Below are 24,600 nucleotides of genomic sequence, written 5' to 3'. Positions count from 1 at the left end.
AATTAAATAGCGATTAAATTACACAATACCTGATTGTAAAGGCACAAAAAATACTTCTTCAAGAACCGTTCTTTGGTAACGCTGTGAACTGACTCGTTCAACCACTACCAATTGCTGTTCTTCTTCATTTTTAGCCACAGGCGCCACCAATCGACCACCAATGGCGAGTTGATCCAACAATGGATCTGGGATACCTAAACCAGCCGCAGCCAAGATGATTCCATCAAATGGAGCGGCTTGCGGTAAGCCTCGGATGCCATCACCGTACACCAAGCGTAAATTAGGAATTCTGAAAGGTCTTAGTTTTGCTCTGGCCTGTTCATGCAAAGGCTTGATTCGCTCAATTGAATAAACCTCTTGAGCCACCAAACTTAAAATTGCCGCCTGGTAGCCACAACCTGTGCCAATTTCCAGGACTTTACCAAGGTCTTTTTTGGGGCGCATCAATAACTCAACCATGCGCGCCACCACTGATGGCTTTGAGATTGTTTGTTGATGCCCAATCGGCAATGCTGAATCTTCATAAGCTCTTGCATCAAGAGCGTGATCAATGAATGCATGACGCGGTACAGTCGCAATTGCTTCCAATACCTGACGATTACGCACACCACTAGCAGCAACCTTTTCTGCTAATTGAAGGCGTGCCTTGTCGAACATGGGATCTTTTTTAACCACTAACAACCTATTAAATTAATTTTTATGCCACTGAGACTGAATCATTTTTTCACGTGTTTGCACATGAGATAAATCCAACTGCAAAGGAGTGATAGACACCTGCCCTTGATTGATTGCATGGAAATCGGTTCCCTCGGTTGCATCTCTTGCATCACCAGGAGGCCCGATCCAATAAATAGGTTCACCACGTGGATTATTTTGCATGATGACATTTTGCGAATGATGCCTGTTACCCAATCTAGTAACTCTCCATGACTTAAGAGCTTCATATGGAAGATTCGGGATATTGACGTTCAGCAATGTGGGTTTTTCACCAGCATTCAAAACTCCATCCACTGGAGCGCTGATCTGTTGCATCACAATGTCTCTGGCAATTTGAGCAGCATCATCAAGCCTTGCCCAACCCTTGGCTACTTGAGAAAACGCAATTGCTGGGATTCCAAACATCACCCCTTCAATCGCAGCAGCCACGGTGCCTGAATAAAGAACGTCTTCACCCATGTTCTCACCTTGATTGATGCCTGAAACCACTAAATCAGGTTTTGAATCCAATAAACCAGTCAGCGCAATGTGGACGCAATCAGTGGGCGTACCGTTCACATACAAAAAGTTATCTCTATCGCCGCCAGCCATCCGATTAACCGTGAGTGGTCGAGACAATGTCAATGAATTAGATGCTCCACTGTGATTTTGCTCGGGGGCAATCACCGTGATCTTGCCTAAAGGGCGAAGAGCATTCACCAATGCCAATAAGCCAGGAGCCAGATAACCATCATCGTTTGCGATCAGAATGTGCATGAAATCCTAAAAATTAACTGACTGAGCGACGATCCATCATCGCTCTTGCTAAGGTGCTGGCATCAACATACTCAAGCTCACCACCCACTGGAACACCTCTGGCAATTCTTGATACTTTGATATCGCGTACCTTCATGATTTCACCAATGTAGTGGGCAGTCGCCTCACCTTCGCTGGTGAAGTTAGTAGCCAAAACAACTTCTTTGACGGGTATCGGACTTTTCTCAACACGCTCAATCAATCGATCCAAATGAATTTCATTCGGGCCTAAGCCGTCCAACGGAGAAAGTCTTCCCATCAAAACAAAGTACAAACCTTTATAAGTCAGGGTTTGTTCAACCATCAATTGATCTGCCGGGGTTTCAACCACACACAAAATGCTTGGGTCACGTCGATCATCAGAGCAAGTAGTGCAAATATTTAATTCGGAAAAAGTGTTACACGATGAACAATGCTGAATATGGTTCACTGCATCAAGCAAACTTTGGCCCAACACTGCCGCTCCATTGCGATCATGCTGCAACAGATGAAAGGCCATTCGTTGCGCAGACTTAGGGCCCACGCCTGGCAAAGCTCTCAAAGCCTGCACCATCCGTTGCAGAGCATCTTGAGCTTGATCAGGGGATCTATTTTCTGACATCGTGACTATTCGCTAACAATCTCAAAATGGCAATTTAAAACCTGGTGGCATTGGCATACCTGCCGTCGCACCAGACATTTTTTGACTAGATATCTGCTCAATTTGACGATAAGCGTCTGCATAAGCAGTCACCAATAAGTCTTCAAGCATCTCTTTGTCATCCATGGCACTGTCAGCAATCTCAACACGCTTCAATGCATGCTTACCTGTCATTGTTACTTTGACAGAACCACCAGCGGCCTGACCAATCACCTCAAGAGCCTCAAGCTCAGCTTGAGCGCGCTTCATGTTTTCTTGCATCTGCTGAGCTTGTTTCATCAAGCCAGCAATATTACCTTTCATCATGCTTTATTTCTCCGAATGAATATTTGGTTTTATGAGTAATTATTGAATGGGGCGAATGCTGCCAGGGACAACCGTGGCACCGAATTCAGCTTGAATCGTTTTCACAAAGTCATCGTTGGCAATCGACTCTTCTGCCCCTTCTTGTTTTTCTTGCTTGATTTTTGCTTCTACGGCTGCAATCGAGTGACTGGCTTTGCCTGTTTCAATCAAAATCGTGACTGATTTTCCGATGTGATTCGATAATGCTTCTTGTAAACGCGAGACATTTTCTTTGCTGGCCAGTTGAGGCATTCCTACAATCACGGTTGCTTTGACAGAATCACCTTGCTCATTCCACTTTTGAAGTTCTGTTTGGAATGCCAACTGTTGTAACAAGCCTCTGACTGGCAAAGCTTTCATCCATGACTGCCAATCTGGATCTTCAGAGTTGTAAGTCACTGGAGATGATTTTGGAGCTGTTGGTTGAGGTGCTGAGGGCGCTGGTGTGGCTGGCGCAGTTGCTGCAGCCACTTTAGGGGCTGCGGCTGCTTTAGCAGCAGAACTGATTGAAGTGCCACCTGCTCTAGGCGTTTGACTAGATTTAACTGAACCAGAACCATCACCTGGTTTAAAGGCCAACATGCGCAAAAGCGCCATCGTGAAACCAGTCTGCTCATCCGGCGCCAAAGAAAGATCTGGGCGGCTGGTAATAGCAATTTGGTAATACAACTGAATATCTTCTTTATTAAATTGTGATGCCAAGCGACGAACTTCAGTCGCTTCTGGCCAGTCATCCAAGACTGCTGATGGAACTGTTTGACCCACGGCAATTTTCTGCAATAAAGAAGCAAGATCTTGAAGAGCAAGAGAAAAGGATGAGCTTCTAGCAGCCATTTCATCTGAAATAGCAATCAGAGCTCCACCGTCACCGGTTCTCAAGGCATCTAAAATCTGAATTAAATATGTTTCATCCAAGGTACCTAACATGGCACGAACGGCAGACTCACTCACAGGTCCGGCTGCATAGGCAATCGCTTGATCAGTCAAAGATAGAGCATCCCGCATCGATCCTTGAGCAGCTTTGGCCAAAATACGCAATGCACCGATTTCTGACTTCACCTGCTCAGACTCAAGAATTTTTTCCAAATGCTCAACAATTGAAGGCACTGGCATTTGTTTTAAATTGAACTGTAAGCAACGTGATAAAACTGTCACAGGAATCTTTTGTGGGTCCGTCGTTGCCAAAATAAACTTCACGTGAGGCGGCGGCTCTTCTAATGTCTTTAACATTGCATTAAATGCATGACCGGTCAGCATGTGGACTTCGTCAATCATGTAGACCTTGAAGCGCGCACTGCTTGGTGCATACATGGCCTTCTCAAGCAATTGAGCCATATCATCCACACCACGATTACTCGCTGCGTCCATTTCTATGTAATCAACATAACGTCCAGCATCAATTTCTGTACAAGCTGGGCACTTGCCACAAGGCTGAGAAGTCATTTGACCTTGACCATCCGCACCCGTGCAATTAAGAGCCTTGGCCAAAATACGAGAAATGGTTGTTTTACCAACCCCCCTTGTACCTGTGAATAACCAGGCGTGGTGTAAACGCTGCTGATCAAGCGCGTGGGTCAAAGCTTTGACCACATGTTCCTGGCCAACTAAGGTTGAGAAATCTCTTGGGCGCCACTTTCGGGCTAAAGCTAATGCAGTCATATTGTCATTCTACAAGTAGAAGGCAGTAGAATGTCAGAGGACGGGCCTCCTCGCATGGTGGCTTGGTAACCTGGTCAGGTCGGGAACGGAGCAGCCAAAGCCAAGTACTGCCAGTGCCGAGGGTCAGGCTCGTCCACCTACTAACTTGTTTAATCAGGGGTTTTTCAGTCAAAAATTGGATCATTGAGTAGCACCCAACTCTAAAACATCCCCGTTTGCACCTAATAAATAACTTTTTACCGGTTTATCTGGCCGCAATTGAGCCACACATTCTCTGTAAGTACTCATTTGAGCATCGTATTTCGCAAACAACTCGCTTGTTGGCTCCGGAATTGATAACTTGTAGTCCAAGATAATCAATTCGCTTGGCAACTCAATCAAGCGGTCAATTCTGAGTAATCTTCCATTTGAGTCAGCAACATCCAACTCTTCCCATGAAGCTTGAATCGCTGAATCAAAGAAAAAATGTTTGGTTTTTACTGAATTCAACACATTCAAAGCGCAATGTCTTGCATCAGCGGCTACCTCAGGACTGAGGTTGAGCCAGGCAACCATTTCTTCTGCGCTTGGCATAGCTGATGAATCTCTAATGCCAGCTCGCATCACATGTTCCATCACAGCATGGAAAGCCACACCCAAATCAATCATGCCTTGCTGTTCAATACTCACCAATTCCTCATCAAAGCGGATATTGGTATTTGGCTTACCACGCCACAAAACATTGAAATCAGCAAATGAGGGCTCGATATCAGTTTTTGCATATATAAGATTTTGATCAACCACTTTAACGGGCAACTCTGATGCTTCAGTTAACAGTTCAACGTCCGCTCTAGCTAATCGGTCATACCAACTATTTTTGGCAATCGCAGTCTCACTCTTAGAATCACCTTTATTGGCAGAACCCGATATATAAACAGCCTCTTTTGCCCTGGTCAAAGCAACATAAAGAAGATTCCAATTTTCAATTTGAGAAATTTGCTCTTCTTGCTCACGCAAAGTCTCTCGTGCTGGATCCTTTGGCTTGGCTGAAAATGTTGGAGAGATATGATCAGGAGCATCGTTACCAGGCAACCAACTCATCAAGACACCCACGTTATCTCTGGCAGACTTATTTGTGTTGGTGTTCATCAAGAACACAAAGCGAGATTCGAGACCCTTGGCAGCATGAATGGTCAAAATTCTGACACGCTTCTCAGATGTTTCGGAACCCTCATCAATATCATCCTCACCTGATGACTCACCCTCATCCGGGCTTTCTTCTTCAGCACCACGTTTGATCTTTTTAAGCTCATTAATGAACCTAGACAAGCTTGGATAACGTCCACCATCTAAATTAAGTGCCAGAGATAAGAATGCATCCAAATTTGATAGCACCTGATCTCGCTGCAATATAGGTGCTGAGCGCGCATATTTCAGACGAATTTGGCCTTGACTATAGATATGGTCCAGCAAATCATGAACCGGTAATTTTTTAGCCAACTCCGCCCAGGCAGCTATATCTGAATAAATATGATGGTGTGGATGCTCAGGCGATGAAATTAATTGCCAAAGAGAATGAATCTCTTGAGATTGTTTGGCAACCATCAAAACCAGTAAGTCTGAATCAGACATGCCATAAATGGGTGAACGCAATACCTGGGCCAACGATAGGTCATCACTCGGCGTTATCAAAACTGATAACAAGGCCACCATGTCTTCGGCCTCAAGGGTTTTGAGCAAACCCCCTTGCCTTGGGCTGTCACAAGGGATGCCAGTAACTCTGAAAGCCTTTTCAATTTGAGCCAAATGAGTTCTCGATCTCAACAAAATCAAGAAGTCTCCCCAGCCAGCATTTTTTTCTTGTTTGATTTTATGAATCAACTGAGCAACCTGTAATGCTTCTTCAAAACTTTGCTGAACTTTTGTTTGCTTGGTGACATCAATGAAAGGATGCTCAAGTGCATTTCTTGAATGCTCTTGCTTGATCTCGGGCGAACCTATCAAAGGCAAACGCCAAACCTCACCTGGGCCATAACTATTTTTAGCACTTGGGTTTCGCTCTTGAGATTGAAATGGATAATTCTTTGGCACATCCGGCAAAGCAAAAACAGCATTCACTGCTTTAATCACTGCCGGACTATTGCGCCTGGTCTTGTTAAAGGAGTGAACTTTGGCCTTGAACTGTTTGTTTAGATAGTTTTTAGCTTCGCCAAACAAACGGACGTCTGCTCGCCTAAATCGATAAATTGATTGCTTGGGATCACCAACTAAAAATACAGAAGGTCTGCTCTCTTCTTCACCATAAGCATTCAACCAAGATAGAAGGATTTGCCATTGCAAGGGGTTGGTGTCTTGAAACTCATCAACGAGTAAATGTTTGTACTTGGCGTCGAGTCTGGCCTGCAAATAATTGGCCACGTCTGATGAGAGCATTAATTTTGCAGTGTAGGCTTCTAAATCTGAAAAGTCTTGCGCGCGCATGACTTCTTTTTTTGCCTGATAGTGCTTCAACATATCCACGCCAATCTTGATCCAGGCCTGATGAATTCGGTGAGCTCGATGATCAGCCTCCCAGCAGTAATGGTCATACAGAGCTTGAGCCCAGGTCTGCCGGGTGTTATTGATTTGTTGCTCTATGTTTTGAGCATCAGTCAATTGCTTGAGAGATTTCTTAACCGCATCAGAAGCCAATAACCTTGACAGCGGTGCATAGTCAGCGGTAAGGAAGGCCGGCCTTAAAGCTGCAGCCACATCCTCTGCCGAAAAACCATGAGCTTGTTTCTTCAGAGCATCATCAATAGCGATTGCGTATTTTTGATCATTCGATCCACCATTTTTTAAATGATTGACCAAACTCATCAAATTCATCAAAGCTTGTGAATCATCCAACATGACTTTGAGCGGATCTTGGATTGCCAACCAATCAGAGCGATCACTGATGGCTTGCATTGGATTGGTGCCCTGCTTTTTGCAGCGCTCTAAATAACTCCACCACTCTGCTTTAACCGTTAAAAATCCTTTCGAGCCAATTAATAGATCATTCGCATTATTGGCTTTTAGCTCTTTGACAAGGAGTTCATAAGCAGCTCGCACAGCTGTGTTGCTGCTCGATGGCAAATTTGTCCACCAATCCTCTAAGCACTCGTCTTGCAATCTTTTAAAATCATCTCGCAGTTTCAGCCCCTGAGGAACGCCTGAACCCAGCGGTGAGCCACGCAAAAGACTGCTGAACCAACCATGGAATGTTTCAACGTTCAAAGGACGAGGATCTGATAAAACATCTTCGAACAAGGATCTTGCTTTGGGCAATGCTAATCTGGCTTTTTCTGGCGACAAACCGCGCGCTATCAGCTCATCTATTAGGTCTTCCTCTGAACAATTGGCAAATTGCAAAAGCACTTGATCCAAACGACCACGCATTTCTTGCGCCGCTTTGCGAGTGAAAGTGATGGCAAGAATTTCACTGGGCTTTGCGCCGGCCAGTAATAATCGAATGATGCGCGACACCAGCAGCCATGTTTTACCACTGCCAGCGCAAGCTTCCACAACCACCGATTGATCAGGGTCACATGAATCAAGGATCAATTGATCGATCATGACCACATTCCTTTGCGACAAATGCCCCGCGCCTGGCAATACTGACAAATGCTGTCGGGTGCGCTTGCCGCCATTGGAGAACCTCCCCAAAGGGATTCAATATCAGCAATCATTTGCGCTGGAAGTTCTTTCATTTCGCTTTGCAAATCATCAACCTCAACACGCGAATCATCTTCCTTCACAGAAATCCATGAGGCAGTGGTTGTAGGTTGACGATTCACCATGTCATGTTCATTCACAGCTTTGGCATAAATGACTAATTGAGGATCATCCTGTAGATTGTTTTTCTTTTTGGTGATTGAATTCTTGCTACTGAATTTGTAATCAATTACCTCAACGCCCTCTTGAGGATGAATATCTAAACGATCAACAAATCCAGAAACACGAATATCACCAAAACGCGTTTGTAAATCAAAGCTCACCTGCTTTTCACCGTCATGGAACACCCATCCAGATTGCTCACGTTGAATATGCCAATCAATCCATGATGGAATCAAAGTTTCCCACTCGATCCAAGCGGCCAACCATCGTCCATCCACCTCAAGCAAAGGTTTGAAATGTTTATGAGAAATGGCATACAAACGTTTCTTTAATAATTTGGTGCGCTCGTAAATATTGTCATTCTCTAGCGCTTGGGTTTTTAGTCCATGATAAAAATCATACAAAGCAGCGTGAAGCGTCTTTCCAACCAGGCTCAAATCAACCTCTGCTTCCAATCCACTTCGCTCTTTGAGACCCAATAATCTGGTCACGTAATATCGGTAAGGACATTCTCTTAAAGCTCGATAAGCACTTGGACTAATGCTTGTTGGTTTGACAAAATCTTCAGGCAAACTTGGCTTTGGCTGACTGATAGGCATCGCTTCATAGGATGTGGTTGGCACTTCAAGCTTGTCTTTTAATAGTTCTGGATGACGAACGTAGAGTCTTTGCAACCACGGTGATGGCTGCCTTGGTTCACCAGTGGTGCCCACTGACTGCCAAATCATTCGCCAGTGTTGATGAGATCTCATTAACTGAGATAAATCCATGGCTTGCTGAATGAATTCAGCCTCCTGAGTTTTACAGCCTAATAATTTTTTAAGTTGTGCCGATAAAAACATCGGGCTGTCTGACAGTGATGGTAGCTGGGTGTCATCACACCCCACCATGACCCAAGCATCAAATCGTCTCAAACGTGTGGCACTCAAAGGCAGAATGGTGACGCTGGCACTTTGTCTTGGATTACTCTCGATGTAACTGGCATCTTCAAGCATCGAACTTAACAAAGACAGCCATTCCACCTGTTTCATCGGATGGTGGCGCAACAGTCTCATTGGAGATAGCGATGCCAGTAACTGCTGACCAGCAATGTCTTGAGACAGTGAGGAAGACATGCCTAAATCAATCAAGTCTTGTTCAAGGAGGTCTAGCCAAGCAAGGCAAGAATTAGATGCAGCTTGCCAGCGGTTGCTCTGGTTTTTAAGCTTCCGAATAATGCTGACCAAAGTATTTGTTTCATCGTTATCAGAATCTAGAGCCAAGATGAACCCAGACCATGTTCCTCTGACATCCCCCTCAATCAAGCGTTGCTCAAGGAAGGTCAAGCAATCAGAAGCTTGATCATGAGTAATCCCAAAAGTTGACCAATCGATATACGGATTTTTTAGAAAATCGATTAACTCCACAGAAGACGGACCGGCTGGATGATGGACCACATCCATCCAGGACATCACTGATGCAGCCGCTCTGGTGGTTGATAGTTTCCAACCAGTTTCATCATGAACTGATAAACCATCACCAAATCTTGCTAGTAATGCTCTCATACGACGAGCAACTAGCCGGTCCTGGGCAATCAATGCGATATGCTGATGTCCATCTTGCAATAATTTTTCGATCGCCCCGGCGCCCTGCCAAGCGGCATCCTCAAAGTCTTGGGCTTTGAGGATGCGACGGTCACTTTGAGATAAATGCTTACCCGACTCAAAAAAATGATCTCGATTCTTTTGAATCATTGGTTTTGAATCATCAACCTCGCTCAAGCATTCAGGCCAAAGCGCAACATTTGAGTAATTCAAGGAACAATGATGAAACGCAGTGACTGATGCATGAGCCTGCCAAACTTGCTCAAGCGCTTTTTCAAATCCAGGGCTGGCTTGTGCGGTTTGAATAAAGATAATTGGAAAATGGGTGTTGGTGTGCTGAACATCAGCATTTGCATTTTTCAATTCAGCAATTCTCAAACCCATGGCTCGTCGTTGTCTGACTATAGGATCTTGAGCACTGCTCAGATTCTCCCAAAATGCCAACACGATGCGCGCCTCAACTTCAACAATCTGTTTTGATGCTCCTTGATAGACTTCTGCAATAGCATCACTCAAAGCAGATTCAAGCACCTCATCAAAAACACCCAAGGTGGCATCCGATAGCAAATCACACACCTCGATGATTTTCTTGGCCAATGACCATTTAGAGGCGTCGGAACTATCCATTAACAAAGAACTGAGTTGCGGTCTATCGCTTAAAGCTCGGTACACCTCATACCAGCGCTCTAAATCAGTTTTCTGAATACCTTCTGCTCTTAAACCAGGCGTTTCCTTTAACCATTGAGCCAGACCCAGGACTCTGGGTAAAAACATCAAATTTGAAGGCAACCCAGGTGGTCGATGCTTTTCAAGGGCCTGTCTTAAGCTATATGCAGGGCCTGATGTACTCAAAATCACCAATGGACTGCGTTGTTCTTCCTTGGTCACGGTCCAAACGAGATCAGCCAGGGTATCCAATACCTGCTCATCTGGGGTTAAAAGGTGGTGTTTGAAATATGGCATTGAAGTAGAAGTATGCACAAAGAAGCACTTATTGATAATATATTGCTTGTTATTGGTGAATTATCAAAAAATGAGATTTACAACCAATCATAATTAAAACAATTAATACCAAAGGACTCTTATGAGTGACGCAATTAAATACGTGAGTGATGCATCTTTTGATCAAGATGTGATGAAGTCTGATAAACCAGTGTTGCTCGACTTCTGGGCAGAATGGTGCGGTCCTTGCAAAATGATTGGCCCAATCCTTGAGGAAGTTGCCAAAGAGTATGGCGACAAGGTTCAAATTGCAAAAATGAACGTTGATGAGAACCAAGGCATTCCAGCTCAGTTTGGTATCCGCGGCATCCCAACTTTGATTTTGTTCAAAAATGGCACAGTGGCCGCCCAAAAGGTGGGTGCTTTGTCTAAGTCTCAGTTGACTGCATTTTTGGATAGCCATATCTAAATATTGATATTTGAGGAGCTCACCTAAAGAGCTCCTCATCCTCCTTAAACACTTTATTTGCTCTTTTTATAATTTAGGGTGTAGAATTCTCCCAACAGCTGATAGGACGTTCTGTTCTAATCAAACATTCCAAAAATCTTGTTCTTTCTTTGAGGCCTTAGCCTAACTCCACACACATGCATCTCACCGAACTTAAAGCACTACACGTATCTGCCCTTCTTGAAATGGCCACTGGCCTAGAAATTGAAAACACCCAACGCATGCGCAAGCAAGAGTTGATGTTTGCAATTCTTAAAAAACGTGCCAAAGGTGGTGAGACCATCTTCGGTGATGGCGTTTTAGAGGTTCTGCCTGATGGATTTGGCTTTCTAAGATCGCCTGAAGCCTCTTACATGGCTTCTACAGACGACATTTACATCTCTCCAGCACAGATCCGCCGCTTTAACTTACACACCGGTGATGCTGTAGAGGGTGAAGTTAGAACACCTAAGGAAGGTGAACGCTACTTTGCTTTGGTCAAAGTAGACAAGATCAATGGCATTGTTCCTGAGGCGCTTAAAAACCGCATCATGTTCGAAAACTTAACACCTCTTCACCCAGATCGCCCGATGTTACTTGAGCGCGATATCAAAGCTGAAGAGAATCTAACTGGTCGAATCATTGACATGATTGCACCGATTGGCTTTGGTCAACGTGCTTTATTGGTTGCCTCACCTAAGTCTGGCAAGACAGTGATGATGCAGCACATTGCTCATGCTATTTCAGCCAACCACCCTGATGCTGTTTTAATCGTTTTATTGGTCGACGAGCGTCCAGAGGAAGTGACTGAGATGCAACGCTCTGTTAAAGGTGAGGTTGTTGCCTCAACCTTTGATGAACCTGCTGTGCGCCACGTACAAGTAGCAGAAATGGTGATTGAAAAAGCCAAGCGTTTGGTTGAAATGAAGCGTGATGTGATCATCTTATTAGACTCAATCACTCGTTTAGCCCGCGCTTACAACACCGTTGTGCCTTCATCAGGCAAAGTTTTATCCGGTGGTGTGGATGCGAATGCTCTACAAAGACCGAAGCGTTTCTTTGGTGCAGCCAGAAATATTGAAGAAGGCGGCTCTTTGACCATCATTGCAACAGCCTTGATTGAAACAGGCAGCCGCATGGACGATTTGATTTATGAAGAGTTCAAAGGCACCGGCAATATGGAAGTTCATTTGGAACGCCGTCTTGCAGAGCGCCGCGTTTACCCAGCGATCAACTTAAACAAGTCAGGTACTCGTCGCGAAGAACTCTTGATCAAGCCTGAAATTCTCCAGAAGATCTGGGTTTTACGTAAGTTGATTTCTGACATGGATGATATTGAAGCGATGAACTTCATCGTGGATAAGTTGAAATCCACCAAAAATAACGCTGAATTCTTTGAATTGATGCGTCGCGGGGGCTAAATTGAGGTAAAAGCTGGCTGAAAACGTGGTTTTCCAGTCAGTTTTACCCAAAATGAGCCCGTATCTAGTATTTTTTGCTACAATTCTCGTTTTAATTCAGGCAAGTACCCGTTATTCCGATGGGCGGCTACCAGGCTAAAGGACTATTTAAATGAAACAAGGCATTCACCCAGATTACAAAGAAGTTGTTTTCCTAGACGTATCAAACAACTTCAGCTTCAAAACACGCTCTACTATTAACACCAAAGAAACAATCAAGTGGGAAGATGGTAAGGAGTATCCATTGGCTAAGATTGAGACTTCTTCAGAGTCACACCCTTTCTACACTGGCACTCAGAAGATCATGGACACAGCTGGTCGTGTTGAGAAGTTCCGTCAGAAATTTGGTACAAAAGCTACAGGCAAAACAACTGCCTAAGAATTTCAGCTTTACCAATGAAATCATAAAAGGCAGCTCACGCTGCCTTTTTTACATATAAGCTTTTCATTCTCGTCTAATCAGGTCAAAATTTAAGCCTCATGAGATCCATTCGATTAACTGCTGCTGCCACATCGACATTGCCTCGCTTTGTTTTGGTGTTGATCACGGCTATTTACGGACTCTTAGGGATCTTTGGTCGTGACCCTTGGAAAAATGATGATGCCGCGGGCTTTGGGGCCATGTGGACCTTGGCCAATGGCTCATGGCTAGACTGGTTACTACCTCACATTGATGGCAGAACTGAGATCCTGGCAGGCCCACTTCCGTATTGGTTAGGTGCCAGTTTGATTGGCTTATTTGGCCAGGTGATGGGACCTACAAACGCTGCAGGACTTTATTCAGCCGGGTGTTTTTTCTTGAGCTGCATGGCTATCTGGAACGCTTCTTATTTATTGGGACGTCGTCCTGAGGTTCAACCAACCGCATTTGCCCTAGGTGGACAACCAGAACCAAGAGACTATGGCAGAACATTGGCTGATAGTGCTCTCATGATTTTCTTAGCCTGCGTTGGTTTGGCACTGCGCGCTCACGAAACCACTCCTGCACTTGCTCAATTATTAGGTGTATCAACCGTTATTTACGGCATGGTCCGAGGCTTAGATAAACCCCTTCAAGGTGGCGCATGGACTGGTCTTGGCTTAGCTGTCATTGCCCTATCAGCATCACTTTGGTTGTTTGTGTTGATTTTTATTGGTCTGATTGTTTCCTTGATCATTTGTGAGGTCAAGCCTCACCCCAAATGGTTGGCAAGCACTTGGCTAATTGCATTGTTAGGCATCAGTGTTTGGCCATTTTTATGGTGGATCTCAGGCTTGACCACAGGTCAAATGCAAACTGCTTGGCAAGCTTGGTGGAGCAATGACGCCATGCAGTTGGTTATTTCAGCTAAGTCCTCGGGCTTTTTAGCTAGAAACTTACCTCTGTATGCCTGGCCTGTTTGGCCTTTGGCTCTGTGGAGTATTTGGTTTTGGCGCAAAGGTGCCAATAATCCATTGGGCGGCATTCGCAACCCTAATATGGCATTACCACTGGGCATTGTGATCGCAGTATTGGTTTATCAAACTCATCTACAAGCTCTCAGTGAACAATCTTTACTATTGATCATTCCACCATTGGTTATCTGGGCATGCTTCAGCCTTCCTATTATTAAGCGCAGTGTGATCAGTTTTATTGATTGGTTTGCACTGCTCACCTTCACTTTACTTGGCGCTTTTATTTGGGTCATGTGGTTTGCGATGACAACCAACTTACCTGCTGGCCTTGCAAGAAACGTTGCCAAAAAAGTTCCTGGCTTTGTTCCAGAATTTAGCTGGTTAGCATTGATTGCAGCCATAGCAGTGACCATTTTGTGGGTGAGCGTTGTTAAGTGGAGAACATCCAGAGCTCCCAAAGTGATTTGGCGTGCAGTCGTGATTTCTGCTGCTGGCACAACTTTAACTTGGGTGTTACTGATGACACTTTGGCTACCAACCATCAATTATGCAAAAACATACCGTGATGTGGCGCAGCGCTTGGTGCAAGTGGTTCCATCTCAATCTATCTGTATCAACTCAATGCATTTGGGTGATGGTCAATTAGCTTCATTTATTTACTTCACAAAGTTAAAGTTCAAGGATGATGTTCATTGCGACCTATGGATCAGCAATAAACCTGGTGAAGCACGTAAGACTGCCCAGCGACTGAACAAGAATCTTGAACTCATTTGGGAAGATCGTCGTGTGAGTGATCGTTCTGAACGATTAAGACTGTACAAAGTACTGAGTCATGCTCAGTAATCTAAAGCGAGATATCCCCCGCCTACTTTCATTAGCTGGTCCACTACTGGTTGGCCAATTGGCTGTGATTGCCTTTGGCGTGATGGACACGGCCATGGTGGCAAGATACTCCACCGATGACCTTGCAGCTCTGGCGATGGCAGGCTCTATTTTTATCAGCATTTATGTTGGCCTGACTGGGGTTATTTCAGCATTAGCTCCGATTGCTGGTCAGTTATTTGGTGCAAAACGCTTTTCAGAAATTGGCGAGGAAGTTCGTCAAGGCTGGTGGCTATCACTTGGCCTGAGTATTTTTGGCATGTTGATCTTGATGAACCCAGGCGTATTTTTATCAATCGCGAATGCCAGTCCAGAAGTAGAAGCAAAAGCCATTTTGTATTTACAAATTGTTGCTTGGGGTTTACCAGCCAGTTTAGCGATGAGAGTCTTGGTGGCGTATCACAATGCCATTTCCAAACCAGCCGTGGTCACTTGGTTACAAATAGGTGGCTTATTTTTAAAGATACCCCTCAATGCTTGGCTGATTTATGGAGGCTTTGGTGTTGATGCCATGGGTGGTCCAGGATGCGCTCTGGCGACTGTGATCATCAATTGGCTTTGGTTCTTAACAATGTTAATCATTGTTTATCAAGGCAAGTTTTATAAAATTTTTAGCGTTTATGAAAAGTTCAGCCGACCAGATACTCATAAGATTGGCACCCTTTTAAAACTGGGCTTACCAATCGGTTTGAGTTATCTCATTGAAGTGACATCATTCGCTTTTATGGCGCTGTTCATTGCTAAATTGGGTACCGTGCCTTTAGCCGGTCATCAAATTGTTGCAAACTTGGGTACGGTTTTATATATGCTACCTTTGTCATTATCGATTGCCACCTCAACCTTAGTGGCGCAATCACTCGGTGCAGATAAACCAATCTTAGCAAAAGAGATTGGTTGGTCATCTTTGGTCTTTACAACGACTTTGTGCGTTTTGGTTGGCTTCTTGGTCTGGATTTTTAGATATCCTCTGCTTGATTTGTATGCTCCATCAGCAGATGTTCGATCAATGGCAATACCTTTATTTTTATTCATTGCCTTCTATCAAATTTTTGATGCCCTACAAGTAACATCGGCATTTATTTTGAGGGGCTATCGCGTGGCTTTTTGGCCGATGTGGATTTACGCAATCTCACTCTGGGGTGTTGGACTTGGCGGCGGATATATTTTAGGATTTAATTTGACTGGCAACATCCCTGAGATACTTCAGGGCGCTCAAGGATTTTGGTTTGCCAACAGTTTAAGTTTGGCTATTGCTGCAACCTTCTTGATCAATTTGTTCAAGAGAACTGCCAGGAGATTTGAGAGAGAGCATCCTCCAGTAGAGGTTTAACACTCTCTCAATTTTTTTGCTTGAGTTTCAAATCATCAGCAATCAGATGCTAATTATTTTGGTGCAGCCTCAACCGGCTTTTGAATAGAGTAACCTGGCACTTGATGACCTTTTGAGTACATGCACTGCTGGTAAGCAATGTCATAACGACGTTGTACTTCTTTGGCAGAATCATTGCCACCAGTAGCACCCATTGCTGCACCACCCAATAAACCAATAGCAGCACCAGTACCCACATTTCGAGAGCTACCGCCATCAGCCATGGCCCCAGCTACAGCACCAACTGCGGCGCCAATGATGGCCGTTTTTGCCGTATTTTTAGCGGCGATCTCATCCGCTGTTGTATTCAGTGAATTTTGGGCATATGTACGGCATTCCTGATCATCTTTTTGGAAGACTTCAAATGGCTTACCTGGTGCAGGCATGATGACCAAGCTTGGACCCACTGGGGTCGATGCACAACCAACCAATGTCGCAGCAATCAAAGCAAACAAGCTAATTTTTTTAAAATTACGATGCATATCAATCCTTTATTAAACCAATGGCGCACACATAGGCGCTAACAGTGTCATCATAAACGATGCCCCTCTTCCTTTAACGATTCATTAGCAAATAGGATGACACCCTCCTTGTTACTTATAAAAAAGTATAAAATGACTCATCTCCATGATTTATAGCCAAGATGCGTCGATTAGCCATAAAACCAAAAGTTAGTTCCCTTACCACACTGATCATGGCAGTGGGTTTTTCTATCCCTGCTTGGGCAATCGATCTTCAACCTGGCGATGCCACCGCTCCACCCCCTGGTTTGCGCAGCGTTCAACTTTCTTATTTAAGTGCGGAGAGAGTTGGTGCGAGGAATGCAAAAATTGATCAAACTCAAGTTCAGTTTCGTTATGTCCAAGCTTTTGAGGTGAATCAGCAACCTGCATTGTTTTATCTTCACACTGGCACAGGTAAAAATGATCCATCTGGGGCGCTTGCTCCTTATGCTGCTGATAATGGCATGATTGATACCACGCTGGTATTTGCATACTGGCCTTACGTTGATAAAACTTCTAATACTTTTGTGGCTGTTGCTGGCTATTTGATCAGCCCTACTGGAAGCTACTCAAGCGATAGAGCCATCAATATGGGTGAAAATCGCTATCGATGGGCGGGTCAAATTGCCTACCAAACCAGAATTGCTCCCAATTTAAATTGGATGGCTGCATTTGATACTTTATGGTTTGGAAAAAATGATGAGAGTCGCTCTCTAACTAATAGATTAGGTACCTTAGAACAAAAAGCCCTTTACAGCGCTCAAACAGGTCTTCTTTATAAATTGAATAACACATACAGTTTCGCAGCGGCATATTTCTATACAGAAGGTGGCGAAACTATTTTTAGTGGAAGAGCTAATAACGATTCAATTAAGTCACATCGCTATCAATTGAGCGGGATTGGGAATTATTCCTTTGGTCGTCTGACCTTGCAGTATGGTCAAGACATCGACAATAACGCTGCACTTGAAGATAAACAGCGCATCTTTTTAAGATATACCAAGTTTTTTTAAATTTAAGATACTTGAGATTCAATGGCTTCTATCTCAGAAGTCCATCCTAGCCACTTCTCTTCAAGAGCCGTTAATTCATCGTTGATCACTTTGAGCTTCTTACCAATATCCGCGATTTCTTGCGGAGAAACTGGGTCTAATAATTTTGACTCTAATTGAGTTTTCTCTGTTTGAAGCTGCGCCATTGATTTTTCAGCTTGCTCAATTTGCTTTTTTAAAGGCTTGGTCCGAGCATTGATCTCTTGGCGCTTGGCAGATTCTAATTTGCGTTGCTCACTGGTTTGAACTACTGGCTTTTTCTCAGGCTCTACGGCAATACTGACAGTCGGCTTAGCAACTTCAGAAACACTCACAGAAACACTTTTGGCCTCTTCCATCTTGGCTTCTTCTCTCAGTCTCTTAGATTCTTCAAGCAAGTAGCGTTGGTAGTCATCCAAGTCACCATCAAATGGCTTAATTTCTCCGCGACCCACCAGCCAAAATTCATCACAAACGGCTCTTAGTAAAGCGCGATCGTGGCTGACCAACATCACGGTGCCTTCAAACTCATTCAAAGCCATTGATAAAGCTTCACGGGTTGCAAGATCCAAGTGATTGGTTGGTTCGTCTAGTAAAAGTAAATTAGGTCGCTGCCAAACAATCATTGCTAAGACCAAGCGAGCCTTCTCACCACCGCTCATAGTACCAACCGCTTGCTTGACCATATCACCCGCAAAGTTAAAAGTACCCAAGAAGTTACGCAAGTCTTGCTCACGACCTGATTCGGCCGCATTAGGGCCCAAATCTTTTGCTAAGCGAATCATGTGCTCCAAAGGATTGTCATCAGATCTTAAAACATCCAACTCTTGCTGAGCAAAGTAACCAATGTTCAAACCCTTACCTTCAGTCACAGTGCCTGCAAGCTGAGGCATGGTTCTGGCAATGGTTTTAACCAAGGTAGATTTACCCTGACCGTTTGCTCCCAAGATACCAATTCTTTGCCCTGCCAAAACTGATTTGTTGACATCTTTGATGATGACTTTATTGACGCCATCCACTTTGTAACCAAAACTTGCATCGCTGATGGCCAACATGGGGTTCGGTAGATTTTGTGGTTCTTTAAATTCAAAAGTGAACTCTGCATCAGCCAACACCGGTGCAATTTTTTCCATGCGCTCAAGAGCTTTAACCCTACTTTGAGCTTGCTTGGCTTTACTCGCTTTGGCTTTGAAGCGTGTGATGAACTTTTGTAGATGAGCAATTTTTTCTTGTTGCTTTGAGAAGGATGCTTGCTGCAACTCTAATTGTTGAGCGCGCATGAGCTCGAACGAACTGTAGTTACCACCATAACGGTTCAGTTTGGCATGCTCAATATGCAAAGTAACGTTGGTCACTGCATCCAAAAACTCTCGATCATGAGAAATCACGATCATGGTGCCTGCATAACGCTTCAACCATGCTTCCAACCATACCAAGGCATCTAAGTCCAAGTGATTGGTTGGTTCATCAAGTAACAATAAGTCAGATGGGCACATCAAGGCACGCGCTAACTGTAAACGCATGCGCCAACCACCTGAAAAACTATTAACGGGTTGATCAAGCTCACTGACCTTAAAACCCAAACCAAGAATCAGCGCCTGCGCTCTGGATGTTGCGTCATGCTCACCAGCATCTGCCAAGTCAACGTGAGCATGCGCCATGGCCATGCCATCTTCTGCTAATTCGGCCGCCTCTAGCGCTTGTCTTAATTCGATCAAGCGAGTGTCGCCAGCAATCACGAACTCAGTGGCCGACTCTTCAGTTTCTGGCATGTTTTGAGCCACTTGGGCCATGCGCCATACTTTAGGAATAGAAAAGTCACCGCCATCTTCATGAAGAGTGCCATTTAATAATGCAAATAAAGTTGATTTACCAGCGCCGTTGCGCCCGACCAAACCAACCTTCTCCCCCGGATTGAGCGTGACCGTTGCTTTATCAAGCAATAATTTGGCGCCGCGACGCAGGGATACATTGTTTAAGGTGATCATTTTTCAGCAGTCATACCAGCTACTGCTGGGTTATTAATTGATAATTTCATGGTTCACCAGAAATAATCGGTGAATATCCCATGAATTCATTATTTTAACTGATGACATCAGCCCAAAGTGAAGATAAATAGGACATTCAAGCCGCAATGAACTAAAATAGCAACAGTAAGCATTCATAACTGCGCTCTACATTTCTTCTTAAGCAGTTCATTCATTGACCTTCCAAAAATTACTTTTTGCTGAGCACAGGTCATCACTCTATTGGTACCTATGCAATTCAAAGATCTTGGTTTATCTGAACTTATCCTTAAAGCAATTAACGAACATGGCTATACAACGCCAACCCCTATTCAAGCTCAATCAATCCCAGCCATTCTGAATGGCGGAGATTTATTAGCTGCTGCTCAAACTGGCACGGGAAAAACTGCAGGCTTCACGCTACCAGTATTACAGCGCCTATTAACCTCTCCGGTGAATCAAACCAGCCGTCGACGTCAAGTGCGCGGCTTGATACTCACACCAACTCGTGAACTCGCTGCACAAGTGCATGCGTCCGTTCAAACCTATGGCAAATACACGCAACTCAAATCTGCTGTTATTTTTGGTGGTGTTGGAGCAAATCCACAGATCAAATCTATTCAAGCTGGCTTAGATATTTTGGTGGCAACGCCAGGACGTCTTTTAGACCTGATGGGTCAAGGCGCGATTTCTTTACAGCATGTGGAGATATTGATTCTTGATGAAGCCGACAGAATGTTGGATATGGGATTTTTACGAGACATCAAGAAAATTCTTGCTGCACTTCCAAAACAACGCCAAAACTTATTGTTTTCTGCCACCTTCTCTACAGAGATCAAAGCGCTGGCCAATGATTTACTGAACTCGCCTTCATTGATTGAAGTAGCAAGAAGCAACAGTACCAATGATGCCATCACACAATTGATGCACCCTGTAGATCGTGGCAATAAGCACCCTTTACTTGCTCATCTAATTAAGTCAAACGACTGGAAGCAAGTTTTGGTTTTCACGCGCACCAAGCATGGGGCCAATAAATTAGTCTTGCAATTAGAAAATAATGGCATCAGCGCCATGGCCATCCACGGCAATAAGAGTCAAACGGCAAGAACCAAAGCATTGGCAGACTTCAAAGCTGGGAAGATCATTACTTTGGTGGCAACCGATATTGCTGCCCGAGGTATTGATATTGACCAATTGCCGCACGTCGTTAATTACGACCTACCCAATGTGCCTGAGGATTATGTTCACCGCATTGGTCGAACTGGCAGAGCTGGTTCTAATGGTGTTGCTGTATCGCTGGTCTGCGTTGATGAGCACGATATGCTCAAAGATATTGAGCGCTTAATCAAACAAAGTTTGCCAAGAGAAGTCGTGCCTGGTTTTGAACCGGACCCTAACGCAGTGGCTCAACCTATCCAACTGAGAAGTCAGCAAGCGCCGCAAAGACATGGTCAGGCAAGACACAATGCCGCCTCTCCAAGAGGTACCAATCAAACCAAGCGCAGTGGTCAAGTCAAACCATCAGACTCAACCATCACCGCCCCGAAGAAAACTCATCGCAAGATGAATACACAAAAACCAAGTCAATTTGCTAGAAGAAGTAGCAGTAGCAAGTAATTGGTTTGAATTGATGTTGCTGCTAGGTGCAGCAACGCACATAAGATTTTCTTTGAATCAGCTAGAGTAGCTCTTATGAAAAGAGGGCTTATATGATTCAAACAATTGCTGCACTACTTCTAATTCTTTGGCTTGCTGGAATTGTCTCCTCCACTACATTAGGAGGATTTATTCAGGGGCGTAGCTTATAGTTTTATCGACTAAGTAAAATGAAAACTCAAATCCCAGGTCAATTTGCCAAAAGAAGTTGCAGTGGCAAGTAGTCAGCTTGAGCAGTACAAGAAGTAATTCTTGGAAGAAATAAAAAAAGCCCTTGTTTAAAAACAAGGGCTTTTTTGTTGGCGGAGCGGACGGGACTCGAACCCGCGACCCCCGGCGTGACAGGCCGGTATTCTAACCAACTGAACTACCGCTCCAAAAACTTGGCGTCCCCACGGGGATTCGAACCCCGGTACCCACCGTGAAAGGGTGGTGTCCTAGGCCTCTAGACGATGGGGACCCTGGACTTACGGTACTGCAATTTCACTACTTGACTACATTTCGATCTAAGCTTACTGGTGGAGCTAAGCGGGATCGAACCGCTGACCTCTTGCATGCCATGCAAGCGCTCTCCCAGCTGAGCTATAGCCCCTTAATTAGATGATCTTAAAAAAGTAAGCTCAAGCAATCAAGACCGTAATTCTAGCCTATTTTTATCCCGCTTTGCAAGCGATGTTTTGTTTCTTCTATACCAATCAAAGAGATAACTGCATCAATGGCTGGGGTTTGAGTCGTCGCAAACATGGCGTAACGGACTGGCATGGCCAAAGCTGGCATTTTTAGGCCATGTTTGGCCAAAACGGCTTTAAATGCTCCAGAAACGGCTGCTTTTGAGCCATCCCCTGCTTCTAGCTCAGCAATCAGATCACTGATGACTGGATGGACAGATTCAGGGATATTGGCTTGTCGATCGGCTGCGGAATGGTTAGGCCTATCCATATAGAATAATCTGGCACCTTCAGCCAACTCAATCAGCGTATTGGCTCGATCTTTGAGGATATTGACCACCCCCACAAAATCAGGACCTGAGTCGGTTTTAATGCCTAATTTCTCAACAAATGGCAATGCTCGCTTGGCTAAATCAGCTGCATCCGCTTGCTGGATGTATTGATGATTTAACCAAAGTAATTTTTCAGGATTGTGTTGGGCTGGTGATTTACCTAAATGGTCCAAATCAAACCATTCAACGAACTGTTCTTTGGTAAACACCTCCGCATCACCATGAGACCAACCAAGGCGCGCCAAATAATTAAGGACAGCTTCAGGCATATAACCATCACGCTCATAATCACGCACGCTCATAGCGCCATTGCGCTTGCTCATTTTTTCACCTTGGTCGTTTAGCACGGTTGGCAAGTGAGCATAAATTGGTAAAGATCCACCAAGCGCTTGAAGGATGTTAATTTGTCTTGGGGTGTTATTGACGTGATCATCACCACGAATCACGTGAGTGATTTTCATATCTAAGTCATCAACAACCACGCAGAAGTTATAGGTTGGAGTGCCATCAGGACGAGCAATGACCAAATCATCTAACTCATCATTACTGATTTCAATCCGACCCTTCACCGCATCCTCCCATACAACGCTGCCACCGATGGGGTTTTTAAAACGAATCACTGGCTTGATATCTGCTGGCGGTGTTGGCAATTGCTTATCAGCATCAGGACGCCAAAATCCGTTGTAACGCGGCTTTTCTTTATTGGCCATTTGCTGCTCACGTAAGGCATTGAGTTCTTCCTCACTCATATAGCAAGGGTAAGCCAAACCATCTTTGAGCATTTGTGCAATGACTTCGCGATAGCGATCCATGCGTTGCATTTGATAGATGGGGCCTTCATCAATATCAAGACCCAACCAACTCATGCCCTCGATGATCACATCAACAGCCTCTTGGCTCGAGCGCTCTTGATCTGTATCTTCAATACGTAAAATGAAGTCGCCTTTCATCTTGCGAGCAAAAGCCCACGGATACAAAGCGCTTCGAAGGTTGCCTAGGTGAATAAAGCCCGTTGGACTTGGTGCAAATCGTGTTCTAACTGTCATAAACATGATTATCTCATTGGCGAGATAAAAAGCTTATTTTTCAGAGTAATTGCTCAATGGCTTCTGCCTTGTTGCGATCAAGCCTCCAAGAAGCAAAGCCAATCCCGAGAAAAGCAATCCTCGCGCCAACCCACCCTGCCCATCAGAAATCCAGCCTGCGATGGTTGGGCCAATGATTTGGCCAGCGGCAAAGATGCTGGTGAAGGCGGTGATACCTCCAACCCAATCAGAGGACGGCATATTGTGTTTCACAAAGGCTGTGGTGGATGCAACCGCTGAGAGAAAAACTGCCCCGAACAAAACACCTGATCCAAAGATGCTCAATAAAATCAGATTACTCAAAGGGATGTCATAGATCGCAATCAAGGCAGGAATCAAGCTAGCTACACCAAGAAGCGTATTCAAGATAGCCAAAGATTGGCCGCCTTTGAAGCGATCTAACATCTGAGCCCATAAACGAGAAGATGCCATGACAGAAAATCCCAAGATGGCATAAAAGATATTGAGCGTTGAGTTACTCAAACCCAATTGCTTGAGCAATGCGACCACAAACGTCATGTAACCAATATAGCCCACACCAAACATAAAATAGCCCATCAATGCCGGGACATATGATTTAAGAGGCGTACCAGAATCTCCGCTGGGTTTTGGCGGAATCGCAGGGATCGAGCTGATTGGTTTAACCAATATCAAAGTAAAAATCAAACACAAGATACCCAAGGCATACCAAGACAACTGCCAAGAATGATCCCAGGATATTTTTACGCCCCAATCATTAAAAAATGGGAGGATCACACTTGATAAGACAATGCCAAGACCAGGCCCTGCGTAAAAAATGCCCAACATCAAACCTGATTTATGAGCGTGAATCATGCCAAGCTGAGAAATCAACACACCACCTGCGACAAAGATCCAGGCGCTGGCAATGCCAGCAATCACGCGATAGATAAAAAGCAAGCTGGTTTGATCTGTGCAGCCAGAAAGAAATAAAAAGACACCAGTGATGATTGCAGAGGATATGAAGAAATGATGCACGGACATGCGCCTCATCATGGCTGGAGAACTCAGAGCGCCAATAAAGTAACCCAGAGCATTGGCTGTGTTCATGGTCCCAGCCACCAGGTAAGACCAGTCCAAATCCTCTCTCATCACAGGCAATAGAAGCCCATAAGAGAAGCGCGCTAAACCCAAGGCAATGGCTGAGCCCAAAGCAAGCGATAAAGCGGTCAAAAATGGATGTTTATTTGAAAACACAAGCTGTCATTTCA

At 44.5% G+C, this 24,600-nt stretch carries 18 protein-coding genes, 3 tRNA genes, 1 other RNA gene and 1 pseudogene; 9 read left to right on the top strand and 14 right to left on the bottom strand.

The genetic code is table 11. The features are described 5' to 3' along the window. Positions 1 to 18 precede the first annotated feature (18 nt). The 5 genes and pseudogenes from AOC33_RS08420 to dnaX all read right to left on the bottom strand — a co-directional run. Positions 19 to 651: pseudogene (locus AOC33_RS08420) on the bottom strand (protein-L-isoaspartate(D-aspartate) O-methyltransferase); the annotation flags it as partial. Between the two features lie 39 nt (positions 652 to 690). After that, positions 691 to 1,473 (bottom strand): 5'/3'-nucleotidase SurE, encoded by a 783-nt coding sequence (gene surE, locus AOC33_RS08415; RefSeq protein ID WP_089516568.1) that lies wholly within the window; start codon positions 1,471 to 1,473, stop codon positions 691 to 693. Between the two features lie 13 nt (positions 1,474 to 1,486). Beyond that, complete coding sequence (gene recR, locus AOC33_RS08410; protein WP_089516567.1) at positions 1,487 to 2,113, bottom strand: recombination mediator RecR; 627 nt, start codon at positions 2,111 to 2,113, stop codon at positions 1,487 to 1,489. Positions 2,114 to 2,134: 21 nt separating this feature from the next. After that, positions 2,135 to 2,458: a YbaB/EbfC family nucleoid-associated protein gene (locus tag AOC33_RS08405; protein ID WP_089516566.1), complete on the bottom strand. Its 324-nt coding sequence runs from the start codon at positions 2,456 to 2,458 to the stop codon at positions 2,135 to 2,137. 39 nt (positions 2,459 to 2,497) lie between these two features. After that, entirely contained in the window at positions 2,498 to 4,156 is a 1,659-nt protein-coding gene (gene dnaX / locus AOC33_RS08400; protein ID WP_089516565.1) for a DNA polymerase III subunit gamma/tau, read from the bottom strand. Between the two features lie 39 nt (positions 4,157 to 4,195). On the opposite strand from dnaX, the gene ffs reads away from it, so the two are divergent. After that, positions 4,196 to 4,293: signal recognition particle sRNA small type (gene ffs, locus AOC33_RS08395), an RNA gene on the top strand. A gap of 43 nt (positions 4,294 to 4,336) precedes the next feature. Here the strand turns inward: ffs and AOC33_RS08390 are convergent. Next, positions 4,337 to 7,732: a UvrD-helicase domain-containing protein gene (locus AOC33_RS08390; RefSeq protein ID WP_089516564.1), complete on the bottom strand. Its 3,396-nt coding sequence runs from the start codon at positions 7,730 to 7,732 to the stop codon at positions 4,337 to 4,339. Continuing rightward, positions 7,729 to 10,557 carry a PD-(D/E)XK nuclease family protein gene (locus AOC33_RS08385; RefSeq protein ID WP_143744036.1) on the bottom strand — a complete coding sequence of 943 codons (2,829 nt, stop codon included), beginning with the start codon at positions 10,555 to 10,557 and terminating at the stop codon, positions 7,729 to 7,731. The genes AOC33_RS08390 and AOC33_RS08385 overlap by 4 nt, the downstream gene beginning before the upstream one ends. A 103-nt stretch (positions 10,558 to 10,660) precedes the next feature. Here AOC33_RS08385 and trxA point away from each other — a divergent pair, with 103 nt between their 5' ends. The 5 genes from trxA (at position 10,661) to AOC33_RS08360 (ending at position 16,051) form a co-directional block, all read left to right on the top strand. Further along, a complete protein-coding gene (gene trxA, locus AOC33_RS08380; protein ID WP_089516562.1) occupies positions 10,661 to 10,987 on the top strand; it encodes a thioredoxin TrxA in 327 nt (108 codons plus the stop codon). A gap of 176 nt (positions 10,988 to 11,163) precedes the next feature. After that, positions 11,164 to 12,426: a transcription termination factor Rho gene (gene rho / locus AOC33_RS08375; protein WP_089516561.1), complete on the top strand. Its 1,263-nt coding sequence runs from the start codon at positions 11,164 to 11,166 to the stop codon at positions 12,424 to 12,426. Positions 12,427 to 12,577: 151 nt separating this feature from the next. After that, the gene (locus tag AOC33_RS08370) at positions 12,578 to 12,844 is read left to right on the top strand and encodes a type B 50S ribosomal protein L31 (RefSeq protein ID WP_089516560.1); all 267 of its coding nucleotides are present in this window, start codon (positions 12,578 to 12,580) and stop codon (positions 12,842 to 12,844) included. Between the two features lie 101 nt (positions 12,845 to 12,945). After that, positions 12,946 to 14,682 carry an ArnT family glycosyltransferase gene (locus AOC33_RS08365; protein ID WP_089516559.1) on the top strand — a complete coding sequence of 579 codons (1,737 nt, stop codon included), beginning with the start codon at positions 12,946 to 12,948 and terminating at the stop codon, positions 14,680 to 14,682. Next, the gene (locus tag AOC33_RS08360; RefSeq protein ID WP_089516558.1) at positions 14,672 to 16,051 is read left to right on the top strand and encodes an MATE family efflux transporter; all 1,380 of its coding nucleotides are present in this window, start codon (positions 14,672 to 14,674) and stop codon (positions 16,049 to 16,051) included. The genes AOC33_RS08365 and AOC33_RS08360 overlap by 11 nt, the downstream gene beginning before the upstream one ends. A 53-nt stretch (positions 16,052 to 16,104) precedes the next feature. Here the strand turns inward: AOC33_RS08360 and AOC33_RS08355 are convergent, their stop codons facing one another. After that, positions 16,105 to 16,572, bottom strand: coding sequence for a hypothetical protein (locus tag AOC33_RS08355; RefSeq protein ID WP_089516557.1), 468 nt, complete (start codon positions 16,570 to 16,572; stop codon positions 16,105 to 16,107). 161 nt (positions 16,573 to 16,733) lie between these two features. On the opposite strand from AOC33_RS08355, the gene AOC33_RS08350 reads away from it, so the two are divergent. Beyond that, a complete protein-coding gene (locus AOC33_RS08350) occupies positions 16,734 to 17,606 on the top strand; it encodes a transporter (protein ID WP_089516556.1) in 873 nt (290 codons plus the stop codon). 2 nt (positions 17,607 to 17,608) lie between these two features. Here the strand turns inward: AOC33_RS08350 and AOC33_RS08345 are convergent, their stop codons facing one another. Further along, positions 17,609 to 19,612, bottom strand: a complete 2,004-nt coding sequence (locus AOC33_RS08345; RefSeq protein WP_089516555.1) for an ABC-F family ATP-binding cassette domain-containing protein — start codon at positions 19,610 to 19,612, stop codon at positions 17,609 to 17,611. A gap of 270 nt (positions 19,613 to 19,882) precedes the next feature. Here AOC33_RS08345 and AOC33_RS08340 point away from each other — a divergent pair, with 270 nt between their 5' ends. Then, a complete protein-coding gene (locus AOC33_RS08340) occupies positions 19,883 to 21,247 on the top strand; it encodes a DEAD/DEAH box helicase (protein WP_089516554.1) in 1,365 nt (454 codons plus the stop codon). Positions 21,248 to 21,339: 92 nt separating this feature from the next. Beyond that, on the top strand, positions 21,340 to 21,438 hold the full coding sequence (locus AOC33_RS09250) for a DUF5670 family protein (RefSeq protein ID WP_425439828.1): 99 nt from the start codon (positions 21,340 to 21,342) through the stop codon (positions 21,436 to 21,438). A gap of 148 nt (positions 21,439 to 21,586) precedes the next feature. Here AOC33_RS09250 and AOC33_RS08335 read toward each other — a convergent pair. From AOC33_RS08335 to AOC33_RS08315, 5 genes are all read right to left on the bottom strand, one after another. After that, positions 21,587 to 21,663: transfer RNA gene (locus AOC33_RS08335), tRNA-Asp, on the bottom strand. A gap of 7 nt (positions 21,664 to 21,670) precedes the next feature. Further along, positions 21,671 to 21,746 (bottom strand) — tRNA-Glu (locus AOC33_RS08330). Positions 21,747 to 21,802: 56 nt separating this feature from the next. After that, a tRNA-Ala gene (locus AOC33_RS08325) sits at positions 21,803 to 21,878 on the bottom strand. 50 nt (positions 21,879 to 21,928) lie between these two features. Further along, entirely contained in the window at positions 21,929 to 23,338 is a 1,410-nt protein-coding gene (gltX, locus tag AOC33_RS08320; RefSeq protein ID WP_089516553.1) for a glutamate--tRNA ligase, read from the bottom strand. A 27-nt stretch (positions 23,339 to 23,365) separates the two neighbouring features. After that, positions 23,366 to 24,586: a YbfB/YjiJ family MFS transporter gene (locus tag AOC33_RS08315; RefSeq protein ID WP_089516552.1), complete on the bottom strand. Its 1,221-nt coding sequence runs from the start codon at positions 24,584 to 24,586 to the stop codon at positions 23,366 to 23,368. Positions 24,587 to 24,600 lie beyond the last annotated feature (14 nt).

The organism is Polynucleobacter cosmopolitanus (genome assembly GCF_002224225.1).
GTDB classification, from domain to species: domain Bacteria; phylum Pseudomonadota; class Gammaproteobacteria; order Burkholderiales; family Burkholderiaceae; genus Polynucleobacter; species Polynucleobacter cosmopolitanus.
This window is presented reverse-complemented; position numbering and strand designations above follow the sequence as displayed.